This window comes from Curvibacter sp. Hmag1.1, from assembly GCF_059769165.1.
Genome location: NZ_JBMBGX010000002.1, coordinates 1,805,110 through 1,830,218, shown reverse-complemented (window position 1 = coordinate 1,830,218; position 25,109 = coordinate 1,805,110). Strand labels below are relative to the sequence as shown.

General features: G+C 57.4%; 19 protein-coding genes and 1 pseudogene. 16 read left to right on the top strand and 4 right to left on the bottom strand.

Translation table 11 applies throughout. The features are described from left to right. From ACOAP0_RS09270 to ACOAP0_RS09215, 12 genes are all read left to right on the top strand, one after another. Positions 1 to 894: a prepilin-type N-terminal cleavage/methylation domain-containing protein gene (locus ACOAP0_RS09270; RefSeq protein ID WP_313876828.1), complete on the top strand. Its 894-nt coding sequence runs from the start codon at positions 1 to 3 to the stop codon at positions 892 to 894. Further along, positions 891 to 1,286 carry a hypothetical protein gene (locus ACOAP0_RS09265; RefSeq protein ID WP_498376137.1) on the top strand — a complete coding sequence of 132 codons (396 nt, stop codon included), beginning with the start codon at positions 891 to 893 and terminating at the stop codon, positions 1,284 to 1,286. Before ACOAP0_RS09270 ends, ACOAP0_RS09265 begins: the two co-directional genes overlap by 4 nt. Beyond that, positions 1,286 to 4,270, top strand: a complete 2,985-nt coding sequence (locus tag ACOAP0_RS09260) for a hypothetical protein (RefSeq protein ID WP_498376136.1) — start codon at positions 1,286 to 1,288, stop codon at positions 4,268 to 4,270. The genes ACOAP0_RS09265 and ACOAP0_RS09260 overlap by 1 nt, the downstream gene beginning before the upstream one ends. 29 nt (positions 4,271 to 4,299) lie before the next feature. After that, entirely contained in the window at positions 4,300 to 5,460 is a 1,161-nt protein-coding gene (locus tag ACOAP0_RS09255) for an IS30 family transposase (RefSeq protein WP_498391388.1), read from the top strand. Then, positions 5,457 to 5,996 carry a hypothetical protein gene (locus ACOAP0_RS09250; RefSeq protein ID WP_498376135.1) on the top strand — a complete coding sequence of 180 codons (540 nt, stop codon included), beginning with the start codon at positions 5,457 to 5,459 and terminating at the stop codon, positions 5,994 to 5,996. Before ACOAP0_RS09255 ends, ACOAP0_RS09250 begins: the two co-directional genes overlap by 4 nt. 161 nt (positions 5,997 to 6,157) lie before the next feature. Then, positions 6,158 to 7,213 (top strand): hypothetical protein, encoded by a 1,056-nt coding sequence (locus ACOAP0_RS09245; protein ID WP_498376134.1) that lies wholly within the window; start codon positions 6,158 to 6,160, stop codon positions 7,211 to 7,213. A 12-nt stretch (positions 7,214 to 7,225) separates the two neighbouring features. Beyond that, positions 7,226 to 7,903, top strand: a complete 678-nt coding sequence (locus ACOAP0_RS09240) for a PilN domain-containing protein (RefSeq protein ID WP_498376133.1) — start codon at positions 7,226 to 7,228, stop codon at positions 7,901 to 7,903. Further along, positions 7,900 to 8,523, top strand: coding sequence for a hypothetical protein (locus tag ACOAP0_RS09235; RefSeq protein ID WP_087495556.1), 624 nt, complete (start codon positions 7,900 to 7,902; stop codon positions 8,521 to 8,523). The genes ACOAP0_RS09240 and ACOAP0_RS09235 overlap by 4 nt, the downstream gene beginning before the upstream one ends. Continuing rightward, entirely contained in the window at positions 8,520 to 8,978 is a 459-nt protein-coding gene (locus ACOAP0_RS09230; RefSeq protein WP_498376132.1) for a hypothetical protein, read from the top strand. The genes ACOAP0_RS09235 and ACOAP0_RS09230 overlap by 4 nt, the downstream gene beginning before the upstream one ends. Before the next feature lie 11 nt (positions 8,979 to 8,989). Continuing rightward, positions 8,990 to 10,738 carry a secretin GspD/PilQ domain-containing protein gene (locus ACOAP0_RS09225; RefSeq protein ID WP_498376131.1) on the top strand — a complete coding sequence of 583 codons (1,749 nt, stop codon included), beginning with the start codon at positions 8,990 to 8,992 and terminating at the stop codon, positions 10,736 to 10,738. Then, the gene (locus ACOAP0_RS09220) at positions 10,738 to 11,655 is read left to right on the top strand and encodes an ExeA family protein (RefSeq protein ID WP_498376130.1); all 918 of its coding nucleotides are present in this window, start codon (positions 10,738 to 10,740) and stop codon (positions 11,653 to 11,655) included. Before ACOAP0_RS09225 ends, ACOAP0_RS09220 begins: the two co-directional genes overlap by 1 nt. Beyond that, a complete protein-coding gene (locus ACOAP0_RS09215) occupies positions 11,652 to 12,728 on the top strand; it encodes a hypothetical protein (protein WP_498376129.1) in 1,077 nt (358 codons plus the stop codon). Before ACOAP0_RS09220 ends, ACOAP0_RS09215 begins: the two co-directional genes overlap by 4 nt. A 90-nt stretch (positions 12,729 to 12,818) precedes the next feature. Here the strand turns inward: ACOAP0_RS09215 and ACOAP0_RS09210 are convergent. Beyond that, positions 12,819 to 13,292: pseudogene (locus ACOAP0_RS09210) on the bottom strand (magnesium chelatase subunit ChlI family protein); the annotation flags it as partial. A gap of 91 nt (positions 13,293 to 13,383) precedes the next feature. Here ACOAP0_RS09210 and ACOAP0_RS09205 point away from each other — a divergent pair. Genes ACOAP0_RS09205 through ACOAP0_RS09190 form a run of 4 tightly spaced genes read left to right on the top strand, consistent with a single transcriptional unit; the run spans position 13,384 to position 19,610 of the window. Beyond that, positions 13,384 to 15,570, top strand: coding sequence for a hypothetical protein (locus tag ACOAP0_RS09205; protein ID WP_498376128.1), 2,187 nt, complete (start codon positions 13,384 to 13,386; stop codon positions 15,568 to 15,570). Continuing rightward, positions 15,567 to 17,702, top strand: coding sequence for a site-specific integrase (locus tag ACOAP0_RS09200; RefSeq protein ID WP_498391387.1), 2,136 nt, complete (start codon positions 15,567 to 15,569; stop codon positions 17,700 to 17,702). Before ACOAP0_RS09205 ends, ACOAP0_RS09200 begins: the two co-directional genes overlap by 4 nt. 2 nt (positions 17,703 to 17,704) lie before the next feature. Then, positions 17,705 to 18,214 carry a hypothetical protein gene (locus ACOAP0_RS09195; protein ID WP_498376126.1) on the top strand — a complete coding sequence of 170 codons (510 nt, stop codon included), beginning with the start codon at positions 17,705 to 17,707 and terminating at the stop codon, positions 18,212 to 18,214. 1 nt (position 18,215) lies between these two features. Beyond that, the gene (locus tag ACOAP0_RS09190) at positions 18,216 to 19,610 is read left to right on the top strand and encodes a tyrosine-type recombinase/integrase (RefSeq protein ID WP_498376125.1); all 1,395 of its coding nucleotides are present in this window, start codon (positions 18,216 to 18,218) and stop codon (positions 19,608 to 19,610) included. A 36-nt stretch (positions 19,611 to 19,646) separates the two neighbouring features. Here the strand turns inward: ACOAP0_RS09190 and ACOAP0_RS09185 are convergent, their stop codons facing one another. The 3 genes from ACOAP0_RS09185 to ACOAP0_RS09175 all read right to left on the bottom strand — a co-directional run bounded on the left by ACOAP0_RS09185 (position 19,647) and on the right by ACOAP0_RS09175 (position 25,046). Then, the gene (locus ACOAP0_RS09185) at positions 19,647 to 21,344 is read right to left on the bottom strand and encodes a hypothetical protein (protein ID WP_498376124.1); all 1,698 of its coding nucleotides are present in this window, start codon (positions 21,342 to 21,344) and stop codon (positions 19,647 to 19,649) included. Positions 21,345 to 21,519: 175 nt separating this feature from the next. Continuing rightward, positions 21,520 to 22,881, bottom strand: a complete 1,362-nt coding sequence (locus ACOAP0_RS09180; protein WP_498376123.1) for a hypothetical protein — start codon at positions 22,879 to 22,881, stop codon at positions 21,520 to 21,522. Beyond that, positions 22,878 to 25,046 carry an ATP-binding protein gene (locus ACOAP0_RS09175; RefSeq protein ID WP_498376122.1) on the bottom strand — a complete coding sequence of 723 codons (2,169 nt, stop codon included), beginning with the start codon at positions 25,044 to 25,046 and terminating at the stop codon, positions 22,878 to 22,880. Before ACOAP0_RS09175 ends, ACOAP0_RS09180 begins: the two co-directional genes overlap by 4 nt. Between the last annotated feature and the right edge of the window lie 63 nt (positions 25,047 to 25,109).

Here is a 25,109-nt window from a genome sequence, read left to right as displayed (position 1 = left end):
ATGGCACGCACGCCCTTTGTCCCCCGGCAGCGCGGTTTCACTTTGGTGGAGCTGGTGATGGTGATCGTCATCCTCGGCATCGTGGGCGGCATGGTGGCGGTATTCATGCGGGCGCCCATCGAAGCCTACTTTGACAGCGGGCGCCGCGCGGCGTTGACGGACGTGGCGGACACCGCGGTACGTCGTATGTCGCGAGACCTGCGCAAAGCCCTGCCGAATAGCATCAGGACGTCCACCGTCAATGGTTCTGACACCTGCCTGGAGTTCATTCCCACGCGCACGGGTGCGCGGTACCGCGAGCAAGACCGGGTGGCTAGTGATGGCAAGGGATTGAACTTTGTCGCAGCGGACAGTGCGTTCAACATGCTGGGCCGCAATGCCGATTGGAGCGCGGATCAGCAAATCAGAACCAATGACCTGATTGCGATTTACAACCTGGGCATTACCGGTGCCACCACCTACAACGGAGACAACGTGGCCCGCGTAAGCAACCTGGCAGCTGACACCAGCAGTGGCACGGAGGAAACCACCATTACGTTGGCTGCCGCCAAGCAATTTCCGTTGGAGTCCGGCACCCGGCGGTTTCATGTGATCCCTGTTGAAGAGAATGTGGTGGCCTATGTGTGCACAGGTGACACCTTGCGTCGTTTGACGACCCCGGGGCTCACTACTGGAACAGCGCCTCTTTTTACCAACAGCGCGACCAGCTATTGCGGTAACTCTGCGCAGCTAAGCAGCGCCCCCGTCATTGCCAACAATCTGTCCTCGTGCGCATTCACCTACAACGGCAGCGATTTACAGCGCAATGGACTCGTACAAGTTTCCTTGGGGATCACCCGCGACGGCGAGACGGTCAACTTGTTCCACCAGATCAACGTAAATAACACGCCATGAAAATGACATCGCGCGACCAACATGGCTTTGCAGCCATTGCGGCCATTTTTTTGGTGGTGATACTTGCTGCATTGGGTGGATTCATGGTCACGTTTTCCAACACCCAGCAGCTGACCTCTGCACAAGACTTGCAGGGCTCCCGCGCGTACTGGGCTGCGCGTGCCGGCTTGGGTTGGGGGGTGGCGCAAGTCACTGCCAGTCCTGCCAACTGTCCGACCGGTGCGCCGGCCAGCGTGGAAGGCTTTGTCCTCACAGTGACCTGCAGTCGCTCGACTTACGTCGATGGTGTAGACACCATCGTGGTCTACCGGTTTGAGTCCAAGGCCAGTGCGGGCTCCGCAGGTAGCGGCACATATGTGGAACGCAGCGTCAGTGCTGCGGTGGAGATGTGATGATTCAATTTTGCCGAGCGCTCGTATGTTTCCGGGCCGCCTTGCGCACCAGTCTGGTCTGGGTCGGCTTATCGTTTGCAACATTGCCCGCTATGGCGGTGAACTATGTGTTCCCCGGTAACCTCCCCGCCGCGTGTACCGCAAGCGGGTCCAACTACACCTGTACCGGCTTCTCTTTCGGCAACGGCGATACCGTCACGATCAACGCACCCAAGCCTGCCACCATCACCGTTAATGGCAACCTGTCCACTGACAACGCAGTGATCAACTCGGCGGGCAATGCTGCAGATCTCAGCCTCGTCGTCACTGGTACTTTGACTACGGGATATCAGGCCAATATCAAGGCCAATATCCAGGCCGGAAGCGTCAACGACAGTGGCGGACAAGCCACTTTCGGCGGCTCCATTGCGGCCTCTTCTGGAAACGTGCTTTTGGGATATCGGACGACGGCAGCCGGCAACGTGTCATCCACCACAGGGTCCATTACTGTGGGGACTGAGGCGGTGATTTCGGGGGATCTGACCAGCACCGGAGGTGGTGCAGTCACTGTCAAGTTCAAATCCCAAGTGACCGGAACTGTCAGTACGAGTGGCCCTATCACCATCGAAAACGAATCACAGATTGGTGGCTCGGTGACCGGCGGTACCGGCGCTATCCAGGTGCAATTCAAGGCGCGGGTCACGGGGTCGGTGTCCAGTACCTCTGGAACCATTCAGATGGACAACGAAACTGTAGCCGGTGCGTGTGTGCGGTCTACTGGTTCTGCGGGAATTACTTTGAATTACCGCTCCAGTGTCAACAGCGTTTGCTGCGGTTCTACCTGTGGCAATAGCTGTGTCACGAACAACAGCACATTTGCCATGCCAGCCGCTTGTGCCGTACCCCAGACTTGTGTGGTGGATTCCTTTGCGAGTGGGACGCTGGATACATCCTTGTGGAATGCGCTGACCCTTTCAGGGCCGTTCACTCCACAAGTTGTCACGGTCAACAGCCAGAAGCGGCTAAGGCTGACCGACAACAGGGGCAGTGAAGCCACCATGGTGCAGCTGAAGAAATGGTTCCCTGCTGCGGGCAACAAAGTAGTGGTGCAGTTTGATCACTATGTGTATGGCGGTACTGGTGCGGATGGAGTGGTGGTGGTGCTTTCGGATGCAAGCATTTCGCCAGCACCGGGCGCGCCAGGGGGGTCTCTCGGATATGCGCAGTCCACTATTGCTGGCTTTTCTGGAGGCTGGCTTGGTATAGGCATTGATGAGTACGGAAATTTTCCCAACACTAACGAGGGCCGGCAGACCTACCCCACAGGGTGGACCGCGCCCGCAGGTGCCAATGTGGCTGCAGGTTTTCGTGCAAACAGCGTGGCCATTAGGGGGAGCGGGTCAGGCACCACGGGGTATCGATTACTTGCGAACACGGGAACATTGAGCCCTGTTATCTGGAGCAACTCCAATACGTCCAGCACCGCACATCGCTATCGGATCACGGTTGACAACTCCAACAACGTGAATGCCTTTGTCACCGTGGAGCGAGATACCACCGCCTCTGGCAATAGCTTTGCAACGATTATTCCCAAATTTGATGTTCTTGGCACCAACAGTGGACAGTCTGCGGTGCCTGCCAATTTGCTGTTGTCTTTGACAGGCGGAACAGGGGGCCAGAACAATATTCATGAGATGGCCAATCTCAGTATCTGCGCCACCTATATCAACGAACCCGGCAATTCATCTGCAGCTGCTGCATTCGATTGCCTGGAGACCGGCACCAATTCACCGTGGGTCTCCTCCAATAGCGCTTCAGTCAAGCCTCTTTACACCAAGCTCACATCCACTAACTTCACCTTTGACGTGGCGGCATTAAAGACGGACGGCACGCTGGAGAGCAACTACGTCGCCGCTGGCGGAAATACCAAATACGTTCTCGCAGAGCTGTTTGACAGCACGACGCCGGCGGCAAGTTGCAGTGCCTATGCGAGTCCGTTAGCGTCGCAGGTTGTGACTTTTGCATCCGGTACTTTTTCCGGAGCGGCCGGGCGTGCGAAGACGGGAAACTTCAACATTGCGACGGCGCGCAGCAAGTTGTTGTGCAGAGTCAAAGAGTGCACAACCAGTGCGTGTACGGCATTCACCAGTGTGTCGCCCGCGTGTTCCACTGACCAGTTTTCCGTCCGTCCCCAGCAGCTCACCATTACGGCGCCCACCATGAGTAATACAGCGCTGAGCGGCGCGCCCTCAGCCAAGGCAGGGACCGCATTCACTTTGGATGCAGCAGCCGGCGTCTCCTCCGGCTACACCGGAACGCCCGCGATCGATATGACCAAGGTGGTGGACCACAACGCTGCGGTGATAGCCAACGGCACATTGAGCGGCAGCTTTGCTGCCGGTACCGGCGCCAAAGCCACCGGCAGTTCCTTTGCATACCAGGACGTGGGAAATATTCAGTTCCAGGCGAATGCCGTGGTCGACAGCACCTTTACCAGCATTGACCAGTCCAATTCGGGCTGCATTGCCGGAAGCACGTCCAATACGCTCAGCGGCGGCAAATATGGCTGCAACATCGGCAGTGCCGCCTCCGCCAAACTGGGGCGTTGGTACCCAAGCCATTACTCTTTCACCGGCACCATCACCCCCAGTTGCGCGGCCGGCGGATTTACCTATATGGATGAAGATGCTTTGGGCGTGCTGCTCACTATCAAGGCCCATGCCTCCAGTGGTGGCACAGCATCGGCGACCGACCCTGTGGTCAGCCGCTACACCACCGGGTACACCAATCTTGCATCTGTGACCGTCAGTGGTGACAACGGTGGCGCCGCAGTGGCAGCTTCCAGGCTTGGCAGCCCCGCATTTCCGCCAATGCCGAACACGGCACTTTGGAGTGCGGGTCAGTGGGTGATTAATGACAGCTATGCTTTCAGCAAGCTGGTATCGCCGGACGGACCCTATGACAGCTTCAAGCGGCGGATTCAACCGGTCGATGCAACACACTAACCACCGCATAGGCGGAAGGAATGTTGCAAATGAAACGGCGACCACGGATCTACTATTCAGATAGCCAGAAAGCGTTGATGTGGGAGCGCTGGAAGCAAGGCGCCACACTGCATGAGATCGGCAAGCTTTTCGATCGACCCCACACTTCGATTCACCGAATACTTGCGGAGACAGGTGGGTTCCGGCCAGCTGAGCGATCACGTGCATTGACAGCTTTGACATTGGCAGAGCGCGAAGAAATCTCAAGGGCCCTGGTCAAGGGTGAGTCGATTCGATCGATTGCCTGCCGACTCAACCGAGCACCATCAACGATCAGTCGAGAAATTAAGCGCAATGGTGGCAGCGAGGACTACCGTGCTAGCCAGGCAGACGAAGCGACTTGGGGTCGTGCGCGACGCCCCAAGCGCTGCAAACTGAGCGAGAACCGTGCCTTGGCCCGGATCGTGGCTGACAAGCTACGGATGCTCTGGTCACCGGAACAGATCGCAGGCTGGCTCAAGCATACTTATCCGCGCGACGAAAGCCATCACGTGTCACACGAGACCATCTACCGCAGCCTGTTCATCCAAGCACGTGGCGCCTTGAAGAAGGAGCTTCTGGCTCATCTGAGGCGTACTCGTGGCATGCGTCGGTCTCGTCACTACACGCAGAAGACGGCAATCCACGGACAGATCGTCGATGCCGTTTCGATAAGCGAGCGGCCAGCCGGCATTGAGGATCGAGCTGTACCTGGTCACTGGGAAGGGGACCTAGTCTTTGGCAGTGGCAATAGCCAGATCGCAACACTGGTCGAGCGTCAGACGCGGTACGTGATGCTAGTCAAGCTCGATGGAAAAGATTCGCAGACAGTCGTCAACGCGCTAATCAAGAACGCGCAAAAACTGCCGCAGGAGCTCTATAAGTCATTGACTTGGGACAGAGGTACGGAAATGCATGGACACAAGAAGTTCACCATGGCAACCGACATCCAAGTCTACTTCTGCGATCCGCAAAGTCCATGGCAACGTGGAAGCAACGAGAACACAAATGGGTTGCTAAGACAGTACATGCCAAAGGGCATGAACCTCTCGGGTTTCTCTCAGGTTCAACTCAATGCAATTGCCAGACAATTGAACGAAAGGCCGCGTAAAACGCTCGGCTTCCATACACCCGCTGAGATGTTCAGCGAACGTGTTGCATCGACCGGTTGAATCCGCCGCTCAAAGCAGCCATTGCAGACACTGATGGAAGTACGTTCATCAATGCGACCAACGAGACCGGCACCACTCGCATTCGTTATGGCCAGTTGCGGATGTCCAATGTATACGGCTCGGAGTTGATGAGCCTGCCTGTCCCCTTGGAAGCCCGCTATTGGAATGGTACGTTTTATGTAACTAACACTCTGGACAGTTGCACGACACTGAATCTCTCCAGCATCGCCATGTCCGGCTTTACCGGGAATCTCGCTGCCTGTGAAACGCAAATTTCACCCACGACGGCGCAAACCCTGTCGAACGGAAAGTTGTCCGGCAACGGTTTGGTCCTCAGCAAACCCGGCCAGGGTAACAGCGGCAGTGTGCAACTGACCATGAATGTAGGAAGTACGGCATCCGGTAGTACTTGCGTATCCAGTGCATCCAGTACGGCCACCGCCGCCAATCGCCCGTGGTTCGGTAGCAACCCCACCGCCAAGGCCACTTTCGGGATGTACAAGAGCCCCTTGATCTACCTCCGTGAAAACTACTGAAAACCGCAATTCATCAATTGACTTGAAAAACCGGCCAAATCGATGTCATGATTGCGCGACAAGCTATTAAAATGAGAGCAAGCGGTTCCGACTTTCAACAGATTCATGATTGAAGCTACGCACACACTGTTCAGCATTCACCCCTCCGGAGGCGGCTAACCATGCGCTGGCCGTGGCGTCGTGCCTCCAGTGGAGAGCGCTTGGTGGTTTCCTGGTCGGGTCAGACCTTGGTGTACCTGTTGGCTACAGGGGCTGGCAACGATTTCACTGTCATTCGGTCCGGTGTGGAATTACAAGGTAACGATAGCCTCGAAGAGTTTTCCCGCCGTTTGGTACAACTGGGCCTCAAAGGTTACGTCACCGACGTCATGCTCCGCCCCGAGCAATACCAGTTACTTCAAATTGAAGCACCGGCAGTTGCGCCTGAAGAATTGCGCTCCGCCGCCCGCTATCAGATCAAGGAGATGGTCGACGTTCACTTGGACGACCTGACCATCGACGTGTTGAAAGTGGGCGACGGACAAGGCCGGGCCGCGTCCCAGTTGTTTGTGGTTGCTGCCAACAATGCAGTCGTACGCGATGTCATGACCTTGGCCAATGCATTGCAGTGGGACGTTCGCGTGATCGACGTGCAGGACATGGCCCAGCGCAATCTCCAAAGCATCGAAGAGCCGGAGCGCGCCACCTGCGCGCTCATGATTTCGGAAGGCCGGCAGACACTGCTCACCATCAGCGCCGGCAGAGAGTTGTACTACAGCCGTCGCCTCGACTTGCCGGATGGCTTTATGGGCATGACCTGGACCGCAGCAATTACGGAACAGCAGGCCCCTCTGGATGCCTACACGCCGGTAGAGGAATACGTACCCGGATACGCCGGAGGCGGATACGGCAGTGATTTCTCGACTACCGGCGCCGCACCTGCCAGTGCCGAGCAGTCCGATATTGACCGGGCTCAGCGTTTGTTGGTGGAAGTTCAGCGCTCCATCGATCTGTGGGAACGCACCTGGACAAACCTTCCTCTGGCCGGGGTCAAGGTCTTTGCCGGTGAGCGGAGTGATGAGTTGGCGCAATGGCTGAGCCGCGATACGGGGCAGACGGTAAGTGCACTCAACACAGGCATTGCGTTCAAAGCCTTAGGTCAGATATCTGCGGCCGACCTGCCCCTGTGCCTGCCTTTGTTAGGCGTGTTGTTGCGCACAGAAGTGCGAAAGGCATGAGGACCTGAGACCATGCCCCAACAAATCAATCTTTGTTCACCCACCCTGCAAAAGCCGCGATTGCCGTTTTCGGCCAATACCGTGGCCGTGGCGCTCGGTGTATTTGTCGTATTGGGCGGGGGACTGTGCGCGGCTTGGGTCTGGAACCTTCAAAACGCCAGCCAAGGCTTTGTGACAGCCATGCAAACCCAAGCGCAGGAAATGCAAAGTCTGCAACTGGCCATAGACCGCAGCAAAGCCATGGCACAGCCACCGTCGCCGGAACTCATGAAAGAGGCGCAGGACAAGCGTGCCGAGATCGACAGCAAAGAGCTGATCTTGCGCGCGCTGCAACAAGGCAATTGGAAACCGGGCTACCGTCATTCCGACCGATTGGCTTTGGTTGCCCGCAGCATTCCGGCGCCGGTCTGGATTACCGAGGTCAAAGCTGACAGCGGGCGCATGGAGGTCAGTGGCTTCACGCTGGAGCCTTCTGCTTTGAATGATTGGGTCGGTCGGCTGTCTGGAAGCCCCTTGATGCAAGGCCTGCGCTTGGCAACGGTAAAGGTCCAGAGCACCGCAGTAGCAAGTGCCAATGCGCCGGTGGCCGGCAGCGTCCCTGCGGCAGCAGGCCGTGAAGCGTGGTCCTTCAATCTGGTGAGTGCGCAACCCCAGCCTGCCGATACGCCCCCTGCGGGAGGCAAGCCATGAAAGCATGGTGGGCTGTTCAGGCCGGGCGCATCAATGCGCTAAGTTTGCGCGAGCGTCTGTTTTTGTTCCTGTCGCTACTGGTCGTCATATTGGCTGTTGCGGATGTGCTCTGGCTCACACCGGCACAAACGGCCTACAAGCAAACTCAACAGCGGTTTCTCAGTCAGAGTGCAGAAGTCAACCGCCTCCGTGCCGAATTGGCGGCAGTCTCCAAACCTGTGGACGGTAGTGCGGACTTGCGTGCTGAAGTAGCGCAGTCGCAGGCGCGCATTGAAGCTTTGCGCGCCGAGATTGCAGCCATCGCTCCGGGCACCTCTGCGGGTAGCGAAGCTCTGGAACAGGTGCTGGTGCAGTTTCTCAAGCGAAGCCCGGGCCTGCGGCTGGTGTCGTCGGGTACGGTGCCTGCAGAGGCTGGTGCCAACGACGCTACGAGCACCCCCGGCATCCAGCGCCGGGGTCTGGAACTCAAGGTGGCCGGTCCGTATGCCGACCTGACACGCTATGTTCAGAGCCTGGAGCAGGCGCTGCCTCGCTTGCGCTGGGGAAGTATGCAACTGGCTGTCGATAAGCAAACCCCGGAACTGACACTGCGCGTGTATGTGCTGGAGGTGCAGCCATGAAGCGCATTCTCTCGTGCCTGTGTTTCAGTGCAGCAGCCTGGGCGGCGGCCGCAGACCGTGATCCGACCGCACCGCCTGCGGAAGCTGGATTGGTCATGCCCTCGCAAGCAGCAGGCGGTGGCAGTGCGTCGCCCCAAGGCAGCAGTGTGATCATGCAAAACGGACAGCCCTATCTGGTGGTGGGAACACGGCTCTATGCCGTGGGCCAGAAAGTCGGCAATGCCAAGCTAGAGCGCATTACCGAAACAGAAATCTGGCTGCGTGAAGGCGGGCAGCTCACCAAGGTGCAACGCTTCACCGGTATCCAGCGCTCTGCTGCCAAGCCCGCTGTCGCGTGTGCGGTAAAACCCGCCGCATCGTCCGCACGCGCCAAACGCAAAGCGTCCCCTACGCAATCTTCAGACTCCCCCCAAGCCGTGACCCCTGTGGCTCCTTGTGAAGGTGCACAACCGTGAAGTCCCGACCCATGAACTCTTCTGCTTCCATGTCTGTATTCCTGTTGGGGCGCTACGCGCCTCTTGTAGTTTCCCTGCTGGGGGGCGTGCTGCTCAGTGGATGCGGCGCGTTGGATCGCCCCTTGCGTACTCCCGATGTCAGCGCGGCCATCAAGGCCGATTTGCCTCCGGCAGCGGCACCCAAACCCAGCGCGGTAGTGCCGGCCAAGGTCAGCGAGGCACTGGCGGAGCCTCCCCCACCCGTGGTTGCCCCTGCGCCTGAACCTCGCTTGGACCTGCTGGTGAACAACGCGCAGGCGAGGGAAGTGTTCCTCGCCATCGTGGCTGATACCCGTTACAGCATGCTCATGCATCCCGATGTCAGCGGAACGCTGTCGGTGACCTTGCGTGGCGTTACCGTCGCTGAGGCGCTGGAGGCGATCCGGGATGTGTATGGTTATGACTTCAAAATGGAAGGGCGGCGCATCACCGTCTATGCCCCGACCCTGCAGACGCGTGTCTTCAGCCTGAATTACCCCACCTCGCAGCGGCAAGGTAGCAGTGAGCTCCGCGTTTCTTCCGGCGCAGCCTTGCAGCAGTCCACGTCAGGTGGCACGACGAACAACTCCGCCAATTCGACCAATGGGACGTCTTCACAACCCGAAAACAGCCGGGTGTCGACAACCTCCAAATCTGATTTCTGGGGGGAGCTGACCGGGGCCATCAAGAGCCTGGTGGGCAACGGGGAGGGGCGCAGCGTAGTGGCCAGTCCGCAAGCCGGAATTCTGGCCGTGCGCGCCATGCCGGAAGAATTGCGCCAGGTGGACAAGTTCCTCAAAGCCACACAGGCCTCGGTGGAGCGTCAGGTCATGCTGGAGGCCAAAGTGGTGGAGGTCGAGTTGCGTGACGGCTACCAGAGCGGTGTGAACTGGGGAGCGTTCAACAACGATGGCAGCACCCAAGTGGCAGCCGGAGTGATCGGCAGTGGCGTGACCAGCACCAATGCTTTCGTGCAAGGTACCACCACCATCAATGGCGCAGTGGCTTTCCCATCTGTCGCAACCGGTGGTGGCCTGTTTGGTCTCGCCTTGGCGACCAGCCAATTCGGTGCCGTGTTGGGCTTTCTGGAAACTCAGGGCGATGTGCAAACCCTCTCCAGCCCGCGCGTAGCGACGCTGAACAACCAGAAAGCGGTCTTGAAAGTCGGCACCGATGAATTCTTTGTGACCAATGTTTCCGGTGGCACCAACTCCAGCAGCGGTACCTCCAGCAGCACCACGACCAGCACCTTGCCCACCGTCACACTGACACCGTTCTTCTCGGGCATTTCCCTGGATGTGACGCCACAGATTGACGATGGCGTGAACGTCACTTTGCACGTGCACCCATCCCTGACGACGGTGACGGAAAAATCCAAGCAGATCGATTTGGGAAGCGCCGGCAACTTCAAGTTGCCCTTGGCGTCCAGCGCCGTGAATGAAACGGATACTTTGGTCCGGATCCAGGACGGGTCTATCGTGGCGATTGGTGGCTTGATGCAGCTGGAATCCAGCCGCAACGCGTCCGGCATTCCCGGCACGACCAGCATGCCCGGCTTGGGCGCGCTGTTCGGCAACCGTGCCACCCAGGGCCGCAAAAAGGAAGTGATCGTGTTGATCAAGCCCACCATCATCCGGACTGCCGCGGACTGGGAGGCACAGGGCCGCCGCGCCCGGGCGGCCATCGATGACATGGACGCTACCCGCGCGCGCGTCATCCAGCTTGACGGCCCTGCCAAGTAATGTATCTGGGGCACTTTTCGCTGCGTGAGGCCCCGTTTTCCATCACGCCGGATACAGACTTCTATTTCGCCCACGAAGGCGCGCAAGCCACACTGAACACTTTGCTGGTGGCATTGCGTAGCGGCGAAGGTTTTCTGAAAGTGGTCGGCGAACTGGGGTGCGGCAAAACCGTACTCTGCCGCCAATTGCTCAAAACGCTGCAGGACGAGTGCGTGACGGCCTACATACCGAACCCGGATATGGGCCCTGACGATTTGCTTCTGGCACTTGCAGCGGAACTGGGCCTGAAAGTGAGCCACCGCCAACACCGGCATCAGGTGATGACCACCATCGGGCGCTGCTTGTTGGAGCACGCTGTGCATGGCCGGCGCGTGGTGGTGTGCATTGACGAGGCACAGGCCATTCCGGTCCGGACCGTGGAGAGCCTTCGACTCCTGTCCAATCTTGAAACCGAGAAACGCAAACTGATTCAGCTAGTACTGCTGGGGCAGCCGGACTTGGACACCAAACTGGCGCGGCCGGAGATCCGGCAGTTGCTGCAACGCATTACCTTCAGCGAATACTTGGGCCCCATGGCCTCAGGTACGGTGGGCGACTATTTGCGTCATCGCTTGGCCCGTGCGGCATTGAGTGAACATACGGATCTGGATATTTTTGAGGCGGATGCTGTGCGGCACATTGCCGCGACCAGCGCCGGAGTGCCTCGACTGGTCAATATCCTGGCCCATAAATGCCTGATGTTGGCATATGGGGAGGGCGTGCACCGGGTGAGCATGGCGCATGTGAAGTTGGCGGCAGCGGATACACCCGGGCTGCTAAAGCCCCTGCGGGGGCCTGCCCGTTGGTGGCACTGGTTGCGTGGCGGACGTTTCCGCAAAAGCACTGCGGTGCGGACTGCCGGTGAGGTGTACGAATGAGCGTGATCAACAAAATGCTGCGGGACTTGGACCAGCGTAGCGCCTCGACCCTCGATCCGGCTTTGCGGTCTGGAACGCGTATGGCCGCCAAGCCCCAGGCAAATGCACCTGCGAAAACCCTTGGCAACATTGCCGCGCTGTGGGGCGGCATCGGTGCTGCCTTGCTGGTGATGGGATTTGCTGCTTGGTGGTGGTCCCGTCCATCCTCTTCTTTACCGGTTGCGGTGTCGGCCGTCTCTGCCCCTCAGGAACCTTTGCAGGTAGTGACTCAGCCCACCTCGCAACCCGCAGTTGTGCTGCCACCTGCCATCACTGCGGGGGTGGCACTGCCCGCGTCCTCTGTGGTTCCACGCCCAGATGTACCTGTTTCATCCAAGCCGGTTGTCCAAGCGACAACGTCAATCCCTGCGGTTCCCAAAGCGGGCACATCCACCGTAGAGTCCGCCGATTTAAAGCCCTCAACTCCTTCAAGTACGGTTTCTCCAGCACCACCACCACCTGTAGCTGCTGCTACGACCGCTGCGCCGGTTGCAGCAGCCACGCCGGACCCCGTCGTCACCGCGCAGCGTCAACAAAACGCGACCCGTGAGGTGCTGGCCCAGGCCCAAGCGTTGTACAGCAGCGGTTCGGCGGATGCTGCCATTCAGCTCCTGCAGGACACTTTGCACACGGCCGAGCGTGCCACTCCACCCGCCCCTGCCGCCATCCAGTTGCAACTGGTGCGTGAGCTGGCGCGTATGGAGTTGGCGCAAGGTAGGGCAGCAGCGGTTCTGGAATTGTTGGGTCGGTCGGAGCCGCTTATGGCCGCGCAACCGGACTTGTGGGCGGTGCGCGCCAATGCCGCGCAGCGTTTGGGTAGGCATCAGGATGCGCTGCAGTTTTATGCCACCGCCTTGCAGGCACGTCCTGCCGAGCAACGCTGGTTGCTGGGGAGTGCAGTGTCCCAGGCAGCTTTGGGCCAGTTGGTTGCGGCGGCAGACTTGGCGGAGAAAGCACGTGCCATTGCGCCGGTCAGCAAAGAAGTACTCACCTACCTGCGGCAGCAGGGGGTCGCTCTCAACGACAAACCTTGATCGTGAATTGCCCACCTAGGGGCAGAGACAAATCAGGCTTCGGCGCTCGCCGGTTGTGCGCGAGCAGCTACAAAAAACATAGCGACGGCCTTAGCCTGCTGCTTTCAGCACCCGCCGGTATTGCATGGCTTCTGCCACATGGGCCAGCTGGGTGGATTCCGCACCTGCGAGGTCCGCAATAGTGCGCGCAATTTTCAGGGTCCGGTGTGTGCTGCGGCCGGACCAACCCAATTGCGCTGCGGCAGTTTGCAAAAACTTGGAAGCTGCCGGCTCCAGCGCCACAAATTGGTCAATGGCTTGGCCTGCGAGCGCCTGGTTGCTGCTGCCTTGGCGCTGGACAGCGCGCGCCCGTGCAACTCGGCTGCGTTCGCGGATGGCAGCGCTGCTCTCGCCGGGCGGGCTGTTGAGGAGGTCCTCCGCAGCCAAAGCTGGTACTTCGACGTGCAGGTCGATGCGGTCCATCAAGGGGCCGCTGAGTTTGCCCTGATAGCGTGAAACCTGGTCCGGCGTGCAGCGACAGGCCCGGATGCTGGAGCCCAGGTAGCCGCAAGGGCAAGGGTTCATGGTGAACTTTTGTGAGTAATTGCACTTTGGGGAAATAGAACTTTGCCCAACAATCTCGCTTCACAAATTGACGTGGAGTGAATTACAGGCAATGAACAAGCGCATCACAGATGGAGATAGCCGGCAGGGAAATAGCCCTGTCCTCTTTGCCGGGAGGAGTCTGCATATCCGTGTTCGCAACGATGCGAAAAAGGACGGCCAGAGCGTCATCGACCTTTCCTTCCTATTGGGTTGGCAAGGGATTGAAGCAGCCGGTTTGATGGCGGAAAGCCTGGTCCGCATGGCTCGAAGATACTCAACACCCACGCCGGTCTACAACGCGCGCTCCGTTTTGCAACTGTGGAAATTAACCGGTGAACAAGAAGGTTGGGATTCACCGTCTCCAGCGGCCGGTTCAGATGCCCTGTTGCGTCAGTTCAATACTTTGCGACGGACGTTGTTCGTTGCAGAAGCGGCGCGGGGACGCTCTCTCAAAACGTCTCTTAACAAGTGGCGAGGCTTTCTGTGCGCAATTGAAGAGGCGGTTCGGCTGAAGGCGCTGCCGCCTATCTCTATTGACGTGCCTAGCGTTCGAGCACCACCGGGAAAGAGGACTGGCTTGTCTCGTCAGGAGGGTGTCAATGGGCACGTGGATGAACGACTCTTGCCGAGGTCCTTCAATCGAGAGTCGGACGCATTTCATGACGATCTACTGGAGCCTGTCTCGATAACTCACGCCGACGCTGATTACCTCAACGAATATCAAACCCGCCTTGAGCGGGCGATGAATGTAGTTCGCACATGCGCGATGCGGGATTTCGAACGGTTGGAGATGTCCCGTATGGACGGTAGAAGGCGCATTGCAGAAGCCAGCTACAGTGAATTGGCGGAATCATTTGTTCGAGCCGGCGGGACACGACGCCCTACTAAGTACATCGATCCCTCGAATGGATGCCACTTTTTCGCCGAAGGCGGAAATCACCCGAACCTTCTGGGCAATCTTCTGTGCATCGCTGATGTAGAGATGGGGGGGCTTCCAAAGCCCTATGACAGAACCGTTTCAGTTGGGGGGAAGCTGAGAACGGAGACAGTGCACGGTGGCAGATTTCACTGGAAATATTTGGAGTGGTACGGTAAAAATCGGCTCATGCCATTCCTGGGGGTGATGACCAGCACTGCCGCAGTTTTGTGCATTGTGCTACTCATACTAGAGCACCCTAGGCTCAATGTGTCATCTCTACTTCGTGCCAAACTTGAAGATGCGGATGGACGGAGTGTTCTGCTGTCAAATGCGGAAGTCGATGGTCAAGTACGTATCAGGTTAACAGTGGACAAGCCAAGGGCCGGCTCTGAGAAGTCAGTCCTACTGACACCGCTTGCTCAGCGAGTTATTGAGCGAGTCCTAGAGTGGACTTCCCCAGTTCGAAAACAGATGGTTGCTGACGGGCGCATCGATGACGCACGCAAACTCTGGGTCGGGATGCACGCCATCGATTACCGTCTGATTGTTATGTCGGAGAAAACGCTTTGGAATGGTCTGCGAGCCAATCCTCAGTTTCGGTCAACCGGAAAAAAAGCAAACAAGAATAGGGTCACTCCTTTCATAGAGCGACACCCCGAGCTTATTCCGTGGGCTCAAGCTCTGACTTACAAAGCACTCAGGGTGAGTGGTGGTGTGCTCGAATACCTCCGCTCCGGAGGAGATCTTGTTGCCACCGCCCGTGCGTTTGGCCACAGGAACGTGAGTACGACGATTGGCCACTACGTTCCTGAGGCTCTTCGCCTGGCGGTATACGAACGCCAAATACGCAGGCATCAGAATCTGCTGCTCGCCGCAGCTGTTTCCGATGAGTCAAGTGCGCGTCACGCCTGCGATTTCAACTCCACAGAGGATATCCACCGTTTTCTTGGAGGACTGTTTGCAGCAGACGTCAGCGTTGCGGAATCTGGCGGACTCGCTGACAGGATCAATTGGTTTGTATGCGGAGGGCGGATCGCAGGGGATTCAATAGCCAAAAGCGAATCACCCAACAAAGACCGACAGCTGATTCTTTGCCAAGACTCGTTTGCGCTGGCAACGGCGTTCAACTACCGCGAACATCTCAGGGGCGCATCCAATTTCACGTTGGACCGACCTGACCCCGGCACCAAGGTGGCTCCGCGACTCTGGTGTGATTTGGTCGATGTGCTCCGTTCACCGCTACCGGACTCGATGCACGAACTCAAAGAACTCGTTGCGGAAGCAGAGGCGACTTCGAGGCGCATGAGAGCCTCATTTCCAGCGCCGGTTCAGCTATGACCGGAGCGCTTCCAGACACACTCGAGCAGTTCTTTGATACTTCGAGCAGAAGTTTTGACAGGCTGTACAGGCCAGCATGGTTGCTCAATGACCTCGCTGATCCCGTTTGGCACATCAAGTTCGGAGAGAACATCCGGAAAGTCGAGGGTGTGGTCAAAGGTGCGGCTCGAATCCGGTGGGCGCTGAGGTTGCCGGATGGACGCTTGACTGACCGTTCTCACAATCGCTTGCTAGAGCATGCCAAATTGCTGCTCGTCGCGGCATTTGATGGCGCGACGAGCAGTTCAAAAACGCTGGCGATAGTGGCTACCTATCACCGACACCTGATGTGGTTGGTGGAGTACTGGGTTACTCACGGGCCGGGTCTCCACCAGCAACAAGGGCTACTTGGTCTTGACGTCGATACGGTCGAGACGTTTGTCGCCATTTACGCGATGAACGGCGTCGCGGGGATAAGCCGAGCCTGCAAGAGATGGGATGAATGGGTCGTGGAACGCCTCCAGGATGAGGCGCTGCAGATAGACGCGGCGATTGAGGTGATGTCCTCAGAAGAGCGCGCGCGGCTCCGCATTGGCCTTGGAGCAGTGCGGAATACCTCTGCTGAATCGTTGCATGCCAAGTCAGATAGTTTCGACGAGGGGCACTATGTCTCGGCGCGCGTGCTGCTGCATCGCATGCATGCTTACGACCTGCGGGGCGTGGTCAGAGGTAAATTCATAGAGGAAGCGATCGGCGTCGAAGCGTCCCGCATCCCTCGCATCGCTGCTCTTCTCGTGCACCTGCAACGATATGAAATCTGCCATGACTATAGCTATCGGGCCATTCCTCGTTGCGGGTATCGGACAGAGCCGCTGCTCGGGCGACTCAGTTTGGCAGAACGAGCCGAGAAGCCGCTGAAAGTCTGGGGAGTGCTCAACTGGGTTCGCCAAGCCAGCCAAACACTTACGCTGATACCCGAGCTCGCGTCCAATACCTTCGCCGATCCCACGGAAGTTGGCGAGCGACTAGCCCGTTTCAATGCTCGCAGGGAGGGTCGAACCAAATCGATTCCTACGCCGATCGCGTTGCAGCTCACGACCTTCTGTATCGATTGGATGCAACATGTCGAGCCGCAGCTGCGCGGCCTTGTTGAAATGGTCTTTGAATCACTATCCCGCAACAGCGAGGCTGGGCCAAGTGAATTGCAGAGATTGCTTGAAGGCATTCCGGTTCCTGCTGCGCTTCGGAGGTTCGGGGCAAGGAGATTCTGGGGGCGATCACTTTGGAAGGACAGGCACGGTTGCAATGTCGATCGGGGCGAAGAACAGAAGACGGAATTGGCGATTACTGATCTGCTGAATGTACATGTGGCAGTCTGCTTCGTTCTCGTTGCAATGCTGTCATGCTGCCGTAGGTCAGAGGTACTCACATTGTCTAAAGACGCTATCCAGTACCGGGGAGGCCGTGCCTACATACGAGTCTTGCTAAGGAAGACTGGGGCTGACGAGGCGCGGCTGTCCGTACTCAAGCCCGTGCCAATGATTGTCTCTCGATGCTTCGAATCCTTGTCGGCTATCACAGCCGTGCTCAACCGATACCGTCCAACGCGAGATGCTCATGTTGCTAGCTTGGTATTTAGAAAATTCAATCGCAACGGGTTATCCGAAATCGCACAGACCATCTATGCCCATCTGGATCTCGTCAGCGAAGTGGCAAACCTGCGCACGGACGATAAAAGACTCTGGCACATCAGACCTCACGAGTTGAGAAGGTTTTTCGCACTCAGCTTCTTTCACGATGGTGGCAGAGAGAACTCACTGCCCGCGTTGTCATGGTTCATGGGTCATCGTGAAATCCATATGACCTGGAGGTATGTGCGAGAGGAACTATCCGGCGCCGAGCTTTCCGAAGCTGAGGCTGCACTGGCCGCTGCCGCGGTCTATTCGGATGACGAAGCCGCTTCCGTACAGCGACTGCGGCGGATGCTGCTCAAGCATTTCGGTGTGGAAGAGTTGAAAGTCCTGTCCGAGGCCGTCGTGCAGGAGTACCTGGAGATGCTTCATGAAAGTGGGACATTCACGGCGACGCCTGTCCAGGTGCGTGGGATGTCAGGTATGAGGTTCACGGTCTTGATCACGATTCATAGGCATTGAGCATGGCGAGACTCACGAAGGGTGCTATTGCGCCAGGTATAGAAGCAAGAAGCAATCGCGCAAAAGAAAGTGTTGCTGCTCGCCTCAGAGTTTTTGATGAACTGCAACGATCTGGTAATGCGAGCAGCGATGAACGATGGGTGAGGTTTGCAAGCGTCGATGCCCTGGCTGCCTGGGAGGATGTGGATCAAGGGATATATCCGGTCAGCCCCAAGACGATGCGCAAGCATATTGATCTCATGCATGGAGGTGGGTATCGTGCGTTCATCCTATCTGTGGAGTACCTTCGGAATCACAACGCTACCTCAACAGCGCGCTCTTCCGTTGAAGCGGCGATCCGCCAAGGGCTTGAGAGAGAAGCTGCTGCCATTCTCGAGATGACGAATCGCTATCTGGACTTGATGAAGCGCATGCGTAACCTGGCCGAGAACAACCCTTCAGCGATGGTCCAATTGAAACATCATCTGCGAATATTTGGAGACGAACATCCCCATCTAACCAGGGTCAAGTGAAATGTCAAAAGCACGAAAACTTTGGATCGAAGCTTCTGACAGTTTCTGTCTCGCCGTGCATGGTGAAAAATCGGGTGGAGGCAAAGTGAGCGCACCCGGTATGCGCGTTATGTTCTGGCCAACGGGGAGAATTTGTTGGCAGGCCAACATGTATCTGGTTGCGCTGCGCAAGCGAGGTTTGGCGACTACGACCGTCAACACTTACTGCAGTGATTTGTCCAAGTTGCTCCGGTTCTTGCATCAAGCAGACCTTGGCATAGAGCAGATGCATGATGAGCACCTGATTGCGTATGCTGACTATGTGATGCGACCGTCGTGTGGCAGGGGGGCCTCGGCGAACCATGCAAACCGGCTTGTTCTACGTGCCATCGATTTTCTGTCGTGGTTGCAGCTTCGAGTGCCAACCGCGCATCTTGTCGGAGCGGACGGAGAGTGTGCACAGATTTCACTCACGATTCGGCGTGTGCGGAATCGCCGAGGTGCAAGTCAGGTTCACCATCCTGCACTGGTGGCACCAAACATCCGTCGTCAAGTTCGACCAATCACAAGCGAGGTAATACGTGACCTACAGGGGGCATGTCGCACTACTGCAAAATCTGAGTTTGTCATCGCCCGCAATATCGCCATTCTCAAGATGCTGGCGGACTCTGGCATTCGGCGTGAGGAGCTGGTTTGGCTCCGTGCCATGGACATTGGTCGGGCGATCGATTTGGGTGGCCGATTGGAAGTCAGAACGGCGAAACGCAGAGGCAATCCAATACGGCAGGTTCCTGTTCCCGTGGATACCCTCAAGGCGATTCGAGTCTTTCTGGAAGTTCACCGCAGACTTCAAATTCGGCGTATCGCGAAGCGCGATAGGGCGTTCAAGGATGCGGGCTGGGCCTTTTGCACTCGAAGTGGTGGGCAACTGGCGGCAGCCAGTGTGACGCAGATTATTTCCGACCTTCGCGAAGGAGCAGGATTGGAACAGCGGGCGACCGCCCACATGTTCCGACATCGGTGGATCACCCTCCAAATGGTGCAGAGACTCAAGGCTCTCCAGAGCAGCCATCCTCACGGCCTTCAGCTGATGACCACCCTGCTGAGCAGGCTGGCCAGCATCACGGGGCATGCATCCATAGACAGTCTATGGACATATGTAGACTGGGCGTTCGACGAGGGGCGCGTCGCACCGCCTGCGTTTTCAATGACAGGCGATCAGTCGCAGCACGTCTCGGCATTGGCCGGTCTGCTGGCAGAGATTTTGTCGGCGCTGCCGGAGCGTTCGAATTTTGAAGGCCTGCGCTCGAAGGTCGAGGAATTCCAAAAACGTCTTGACGTTGAACATGCACCGTCAGGGTCGATAGGCATTGAAACTGTGGCCTCACATTCTCTCAGGCGAGAGGTACGATGGTAGAGCCGAACCAAGGCCACACATTGTGAGGTCAGCTATCTACTCCCGCCCCGGAGTTGTCACTTCGATTTCGACGTCGTTGAAGCGGTAGGAAATAGTTTTGGCAGGCTTTGTTGAGGCAGGCTGATCTGAAGGTTTGTTCTCTGGTGTATGGCTCAGGCAGATGGCTCGCAGCATGTCATCGTTGGAAGAGTTCTCACGCACGCAGCGGGTGAATTCAGGCCAGGATATCCACGCGCTGCGCTGGTCAACATTCATTTCTCCCGAGAATCGCGCTGCATGGCGCGTCATCACGAACAGTATTGGTGGTTCGGAGGACACTGGGGCTGAAAACTTCATCCCCAGTACGGACGCGACTTCACGAGCGGTTCGGCCCCCGATCCACCCATTTACCTTGTCAATCCATTCGGTAGCTTTCAGCATATTGCTTCGCCGGCTCGCCCTTTCCTGCAAAGAGCGAGAGAAGACGTCGTGCCATTTGATTTGAAAGAATGCAAGTGTGCCGTGGTGGTTGTCCACGACCGCTGCATCAATATCCGTGAGCACGCTGCCATCTGGCCTCCTGAGCTTAAAGCCGGAATTGCTGACCTTAAATCGGGGGGCGGGTAACAGCGCGGCAAGCTCGTTTCGCAGAGAGTTCTCACGTGAGTTGACAGCTTTGTCCCAATCCTCGCCGTAGTGGCTGCGCAGGTGCCTCACCATGCCGACGAAAGGGTTCATGAGTGCTGCCATTGACGGGGTCAGGACGTAATCCGGTCCGAGATCTACGTAGAACGGGAAGGGCGTGTCGTAGTGTGACAGCGAATCCTCGATCGACACACTATCGAGCAGCAAAGATCGCACCGTCATGCCAGCCCAGACAGGTTCATACCCGTTTGCCCGCCAATCATTGGCGACGTCATTGCGGGTCCGGAACAACGTCAGCAGATTTCGCAGGTCGAGTTGCTTGTGCCTTGCGACAAGTCTTGTGCAGAACTCTAGGTGACACATCGCCTGGGCAGCTACTTGGCAGCAAGCGTCTTTCCATGCTCGGAACGATTGCCCACCTATCATCGATGTATCCGGTAGAGCCTCCGCTTCGGGCCACCAGATTTCCAGCTCTTTGATCCGGCGAAGACTTCGAGCCATCAACTCCTCGTCAAAGGAGTATCGTATAAACCAGCCGCCGAGATCGATTCCGGACCGTTGATCCAGCCTGCGCCTGACCTGTTTCAGTTGGCTATTGCTCAGAGTTGTCAGTGCACCTGCCGCTTCGAGACGCTGCGCAATGAACCAAGTCTCGGCGTGCCGGTCGGCCGCCTCGCCTTCATCTGTATCCACTTCAATCCTCAGCCGATTCTGGCCGTCGTAGTGCGTCCGACTTAGACCGTATCGTTCGAGACTTGCCAATCGATGCAGCGAGTGCAGCGCACCACACCGCCAGAGGTAGCCATCCATGTACTGTGTGATCCGCGGATTCGAAGGACTCCACGGCATGGGCCCACCGCAAGTGCCGACTTTGGCCAGCAATGGCGTCAGCGCGGAAGCGGCACCCATCAGCATCAGATGGCGGGCACCGTCGTGCTGCACGAGTTCCAATCGGTTTGGTGCCATTCGAAATGCAAACGCACACATATCCAGCGTTCGAAAAATCTCTGTGATTGCCTGCCTTTCATGGCCAGCAGTACTGCTGGATGCGCTTGCCTGGTTGTCGGTCATCAGGCGCTCGATCAACGCAATTGCGCTTACCTTTTCCATGGATTGACTCAGTCGCGGTATGTGAAGAGAAAGAACTGCACAAAGCGCAGCGCGCTGTGAATCGCTGCGCTGACTAGGATGAGATCACTTGGATATCGAAGTCACACATGGACCATCTGGATTGCCGAATTACTCAAAAATGGCACCAGGGCAGCTGCCATCAAAAAAGACGGTTTCAAGGATTGAATCGCATGACCCCTGGCCGTCTTGTGTGGGACGTGTAGCGGTGGACCACTTCTTCAATAGACATCCGACGCAATCTGAACTTGCATTTGCCGCCCACCGAGACCCCGGGAGCGAGAGCCATGAAGCAGCGTGTCGAGATCAGCAAGTGGAATTCGTCTGCTGGCGCTCCCTTGAAGGCTATCCTGCCTGCATCGATCACGCTGTCGTTGTGATACCCGCCGGATTCTCTTTGACAAAGCTCCATCAATGCGACTGGCACTAACAGTGCCAGCAGATACCGGTGGGTGGAAACCTTGCTTTGCACATGATCACATTCCGGGCCGAGTTCAACTACATGGAGCGGCAGCATGCTGATTTGCTCTGGTGTAGCCACACCGCATAGGAACTCCTTTTGCAGCAGCTCAGATTTTTCGCGACCAAAATGTCGCATGAACTCACCGGAATTGACGAACCCCCCCGGCAGCTGAATGACCATTCCTCGTTCGAATTCACCTTTCGGTGACGCGGCGCCAGCCTCATCAACGAGATAGCAGGCGTTGAGCCGAGCTACGGATATCTTTTTGGGGCGCTTGGGGCGGCTTCCAGACAAGGCAACCTGCAGTGGATGCGTATCTGCAATTTGCGCCGTCGTGCCTCCACCAACGAAACTGAGCTGGTCTTCAAGTATGGGAAGCAGTGCTGAGTCCAGCGCTGCATCGACGTTCTTCGCAGCGATGGCTTTGCCAACTGCTTCCGTAGCGAGAAATGCCAGCAGACTCTCCCACTCCTTGGCGCGTTCCTCAGCAGGCCGTACCTGCGTCAGCGAGAAGACAGTGTCCGTCGTTTTGGCTGCGGCCTCGGATGCACGCATTTCCCACTGCGTGGCTGTAGCCAGGGTGGGGAACGTCTCCATTTGTTCTAGTATGAGATCGCGTAGAGCCTGTGCGTTGAATTCAGCTGGATTTCCCGCTCCCAATACCTTGTTTTTGTCGATGGCCCCATAGCCGATCGGGGTCGTTAGGCCAGCGCCAGGTCCATCGCTCTCGATCAGCTTTTTCATCTGCTCGACATCGGCTGGGAACATCGACCAGAAGATCAGCGCATAGGGTCCAGACGCGGCAATCCTCTTCAAGCACTTGATGATGATGCCGGCGTGTACCTTGTGGTTGTCGAGGTTGCCGCCAATCATGTGAATGTCGGTGAAGATGATCCGTATGCCAGCGACAGGTTCCGGTGGCGGGGAGGCAAGATCGCCGTCTTCAAAGAGGAAGGGCAACGGACAGAAGCCAGCCTGGCTGAGTCCCCATGCAATCGCTTTTAGATGTTCATCGTTGTCGTCGATCGCCGCGACTCTCGAGTAGGGAGGGATCATTTTTTCTGGAACCTGAATACAACGGCCGTGCCGTCGTAGGCGGCTGGCAGGTCTACCAGTTCGTTCAGCTCCGATGCATCCACTACGTCCATGCTCCCCCCTATCGATTCCATAACAGCCTTGCAATAAAACAGTCCCAATCCCATGCCGCCGGCACGCGTTGTAGAGAACGGTTTTCCTAAATAGTCGCGCGGTAGCTGAAAGCCTGGCCCGTTATCGCACACGGCGATCATTCCACCCGTTTCTTCATCCCACGAAGCCAGTACCAGGATCGCTGCTGGGGCACTGCCGCCATCACGTTCTCGCCGGAACCTAGCCCAGTAGATCGCGTTGTCTATCACGTTGCTGATCGCAGCAACCATCAGGCCCCGCGGCACGCTCAATGAAAAGTCATGGCGCTTCTCGGTATCGGCAGTCCAGTTGGAAACGACCACCTCATGCCGTGCGAAGCGGTCCTCATGCAGGCCAATGGCCCGTCTCACGAGATCGTGGACGGAAACGTTTCGCGCAGGGTCACGCTGCAGCAATGGCTTGAAGGTTTCCAGGAGCTTGCGCAAATGATCGACTTCCCTGCGCACTTCCTCGGGATCCGCACCCGCCTGCAATCGTCGCTGCATTCGGTCGATGCTGTGAACGATCTCATGGAATATGAGCGCGAGGTTCATACCAGCGAGTCCGGATGAAACCATCACGTCCTGGAAGGTTTTCAGCTCTGCCTTGATCGCCTGGAGGACCGGCTTGACCTCCTTTTCGATATGGTGCTTCTTCCCGAGTGCTTCCAAGCGTTCCAGTGCCGCCTGTACTGGTGGAGGATCTTCGTCCCCCTTCAGTGCGCGATCGATCGCGGACCGGTCTTCACCATGTTGTCGCTGGAACAAGTCGAAGACGCTGAGGCCTATGCGTTTCAGGCGGCGGAATGCTGCGTTCTCGTCGAATCCCTCCCGGTTGGTCTTCTCCTTGAGGTCCGGACTCTTTGCAAGGTCTAGTAAGACCTGTGCGATTACGCTCTGTGCACCAAGCTTTCCAGCAGGTCTGTTGATTCGACGCGCATCGAGCCCGAGCCAGTCCTCTCCAGCTTCACCGTAGTTGAAGACTCGGATGTTGTCACGGTAGACACGGACGCCCGTTTGCTGTTCAAGCCACTTCTTGAGCTGTTGCGGTGCGCCCGAGGCTTTCAGAATTTCGTCTCGACGGTGGAATGCATAGATGCAGCCGCTAATGGGGCCTATGCCTTCCAGATCCCCGGGTCGAACGAAGATGTGATCGTCTTCAACGTCCTCCTCGCCTTCTGCACGTCCTGCGGGACGCGTTGCTGGCCGGGGGCGTACTTCGTCGGGATCTGGGTCGATCAGTGCAAGCTTCTCGGTAACAGGCCCCTTAGTCTGTGGGGCCAAATTCTTGAACCGGGGTGGGCGGAATTCGTAGCTCCAGGTGATCAACCCGCTCTCGGCGATCGCGTAATCAAACTTCCAGACAGCCGACGCAAGCATGTCATCAAGGCTTGGAAGATCTGCTACGGCCGTTTCGTTCCCTGGCAATTCCAGATCGACCTTGAAGGAAGATGCATCATCAAATGGATTACAGAGTGAAGTGACAAGCCTGTACAGATCACGAATCTCACGTCGAGACCAATCCGTATGGTGCAGATCAGTAATCTCGACAAGGGTGCCGGACTTGGACGTGAACTCCTCTGGTGAGGGGTGCTCTGCTACCTGGACCTCAAGCCCATCGCCGAGATAACGTGCGCTATCGATCAGCGCGCCCCATGAGATCTTGAACGAATGCTCAGGTTGGCCCTGCTGGCGTGTTACGAGCCTGATGGTGTCGCCAAGCTTCTGTACCGCGAGACGCCCAACGCCTTTTTCCCCAAGTGGAAATCTTCCAAGCGGGCTGCGTCTGCGTGCGTCAGCGTTGCGCTTGGAGTCAGTTCCGACTTGCAGCCAGGCGTTCTCAATCGTGTCCGCGGACATCCCAATGCCGTCATCCCTGACGCTGATCTTGGGCACCGGGGCCAGCAAGTCAAGAGTGACGGTCACCGTCCTTGCGTCAGCATCGTAAGAATTCTTGACGAGCTCGAACACTGCCAGTCGGTCATGGCCGATGAGCTGGTCTCCGAGCAGCTTTAGGATATGCGACTGGACTTTGAACGGTACGCTCTTGGTCACGTGAGATTCCCTGAATGAATCGGCATATGTTAAGGGATAGCCGTTTGGATCGATGGACGTCTG

What these genes read in the sequence shown, in the direction of transcription:
- ACOAP0_RS09270 (WP_313876828.1), top strand. Translation starts at nt 1, where the DNA reads ATGGCACGCACGCCCTTTGTCCCCCGGCAGCGCGGTTTCACTTTGGTG.
- ACOAP0_RS09265 (WP_498376137.1), top strand. Translation starts at nt 891, where the DNA reads ATGAAAATGACATCGCGCGACCAACATGGCTTTGCAGCCATTGCGGCC.
- ACOAP0_RS09260 (WP_498376136.1), top strand. Translation starts at nt 1,286, where the DNA reads ATGATTCAATTTTGCCGAGCGCTCGTATGTTTCCGGGCCGCCTTGCGC.
- ACOAP0_RS09255 (WP_498391388.1), top strand. Translation starts at nt 4,300, where the DNA reads ATGAAACGGCGACCACGGATCTACTATTCAGATAGCCAGAAAGCGTTG.
- ACOAP0_RS09245 (WP_498376134.1), top strand. Translation starts at nt 6,158, where the DNA reads ATGCGCTGGCCGTGGCGTCGTGCCTCCAGTGGAGAGCGCTTGGTGGTT.
- ACOAP0_RS09240 (WP_498376133.1), top strand. Translation starts at nt 7,226, where the DNA reads ATGCCCCAACAAATCAATCTTTGTTCACCCACCCTGCAAAAGCCGCGA.
- ACOAP0_RS09235 (WP_087495556.1), top strand. Translation starts at nt 7,900, where the DNA reads ATGAAAGCATGGTGGGCTGTTCAGGCCGGGCGCATCAATGCGCTAAGT.
- ACOAP0_RS09230 (WP_498376132.1), top strand. Translation starts at nt 8,520, where the DNA reads ATGAAGCGCATTCTCTCGTGCCTGTGTTTCAGTGCAGCAGCCTGGGCG.
- ACOAP0_RS09225 (WP_498376131.1), top strand. Translation starts at nt 8,990, where the DNA reads ATGAACTCTTCTGCTTCCATGTCTGTATTCCTGTTGGGGCGCTACGCG.
- ACOAP0_RS09220 (WP_498376130.1), top strand. Translation starts at nt 10,738, where the DNA reads ATGTATCTGGGGCACTTTTCGCTGCGTGAGGCCCCGTTTTCCATCACG.
- ACOAP0_RS09215 (WP_498376129.1), top strand. Translation starts at nt 11,652, where the DNA reads ATGAGCGTGATCAACAAAATGCTGCGGGACTTGGACCAGCGTAGCGCC.
- ACOAP0_RS09205 (WP_498376128.1), top strand. Translation starts at nt 13,384, where the DNA reads ATGAACAAGCGCATCACAGATGGAGATAGCCGGCAGGGAAATAGCCCT.
- ACOAP0_RS09200 (WP_498391387.1), top strand. Translation starts at nt 15,567, where the DNA reads ATGACCGGAGCGCTTCCAGACACACTCGAGCAGTTCTTTGATACTTCG.
- ACOAP0_RS09195 (WP_498376126.1), top strand. Translation starts at nt 17,705, where the DNA reads ATGGCGAGACTCACGAAGGGTGCTATTGCGCCAGGTATAGAAGCAAGA.
- ACOAP0_RS09190 (WP_498376125.1), top strand. Translation starts at nt 18,216, where the DNA reads ATGTCAAAAGCACGAAAACTTTGGATCGAAGCTTCTGACAGTTTCTGT.
- ACOAP0_RS09185 (WP_498376124.1), bottom strand. Translation starts at nt 21,344, where the DNA reads ATGGAAAAGGTAAGCGCAATTGCGTTGATCGAGCGCCTGATGACCGAC.
- ACOAP0_RS09180 (WP_498376123.1), bottom strand. Translation starts at nt 22,881, where the DNA reads ATGATCCCTCCCTACTCGAGAGTCGCGGCGATCGACGACAACGATGAA.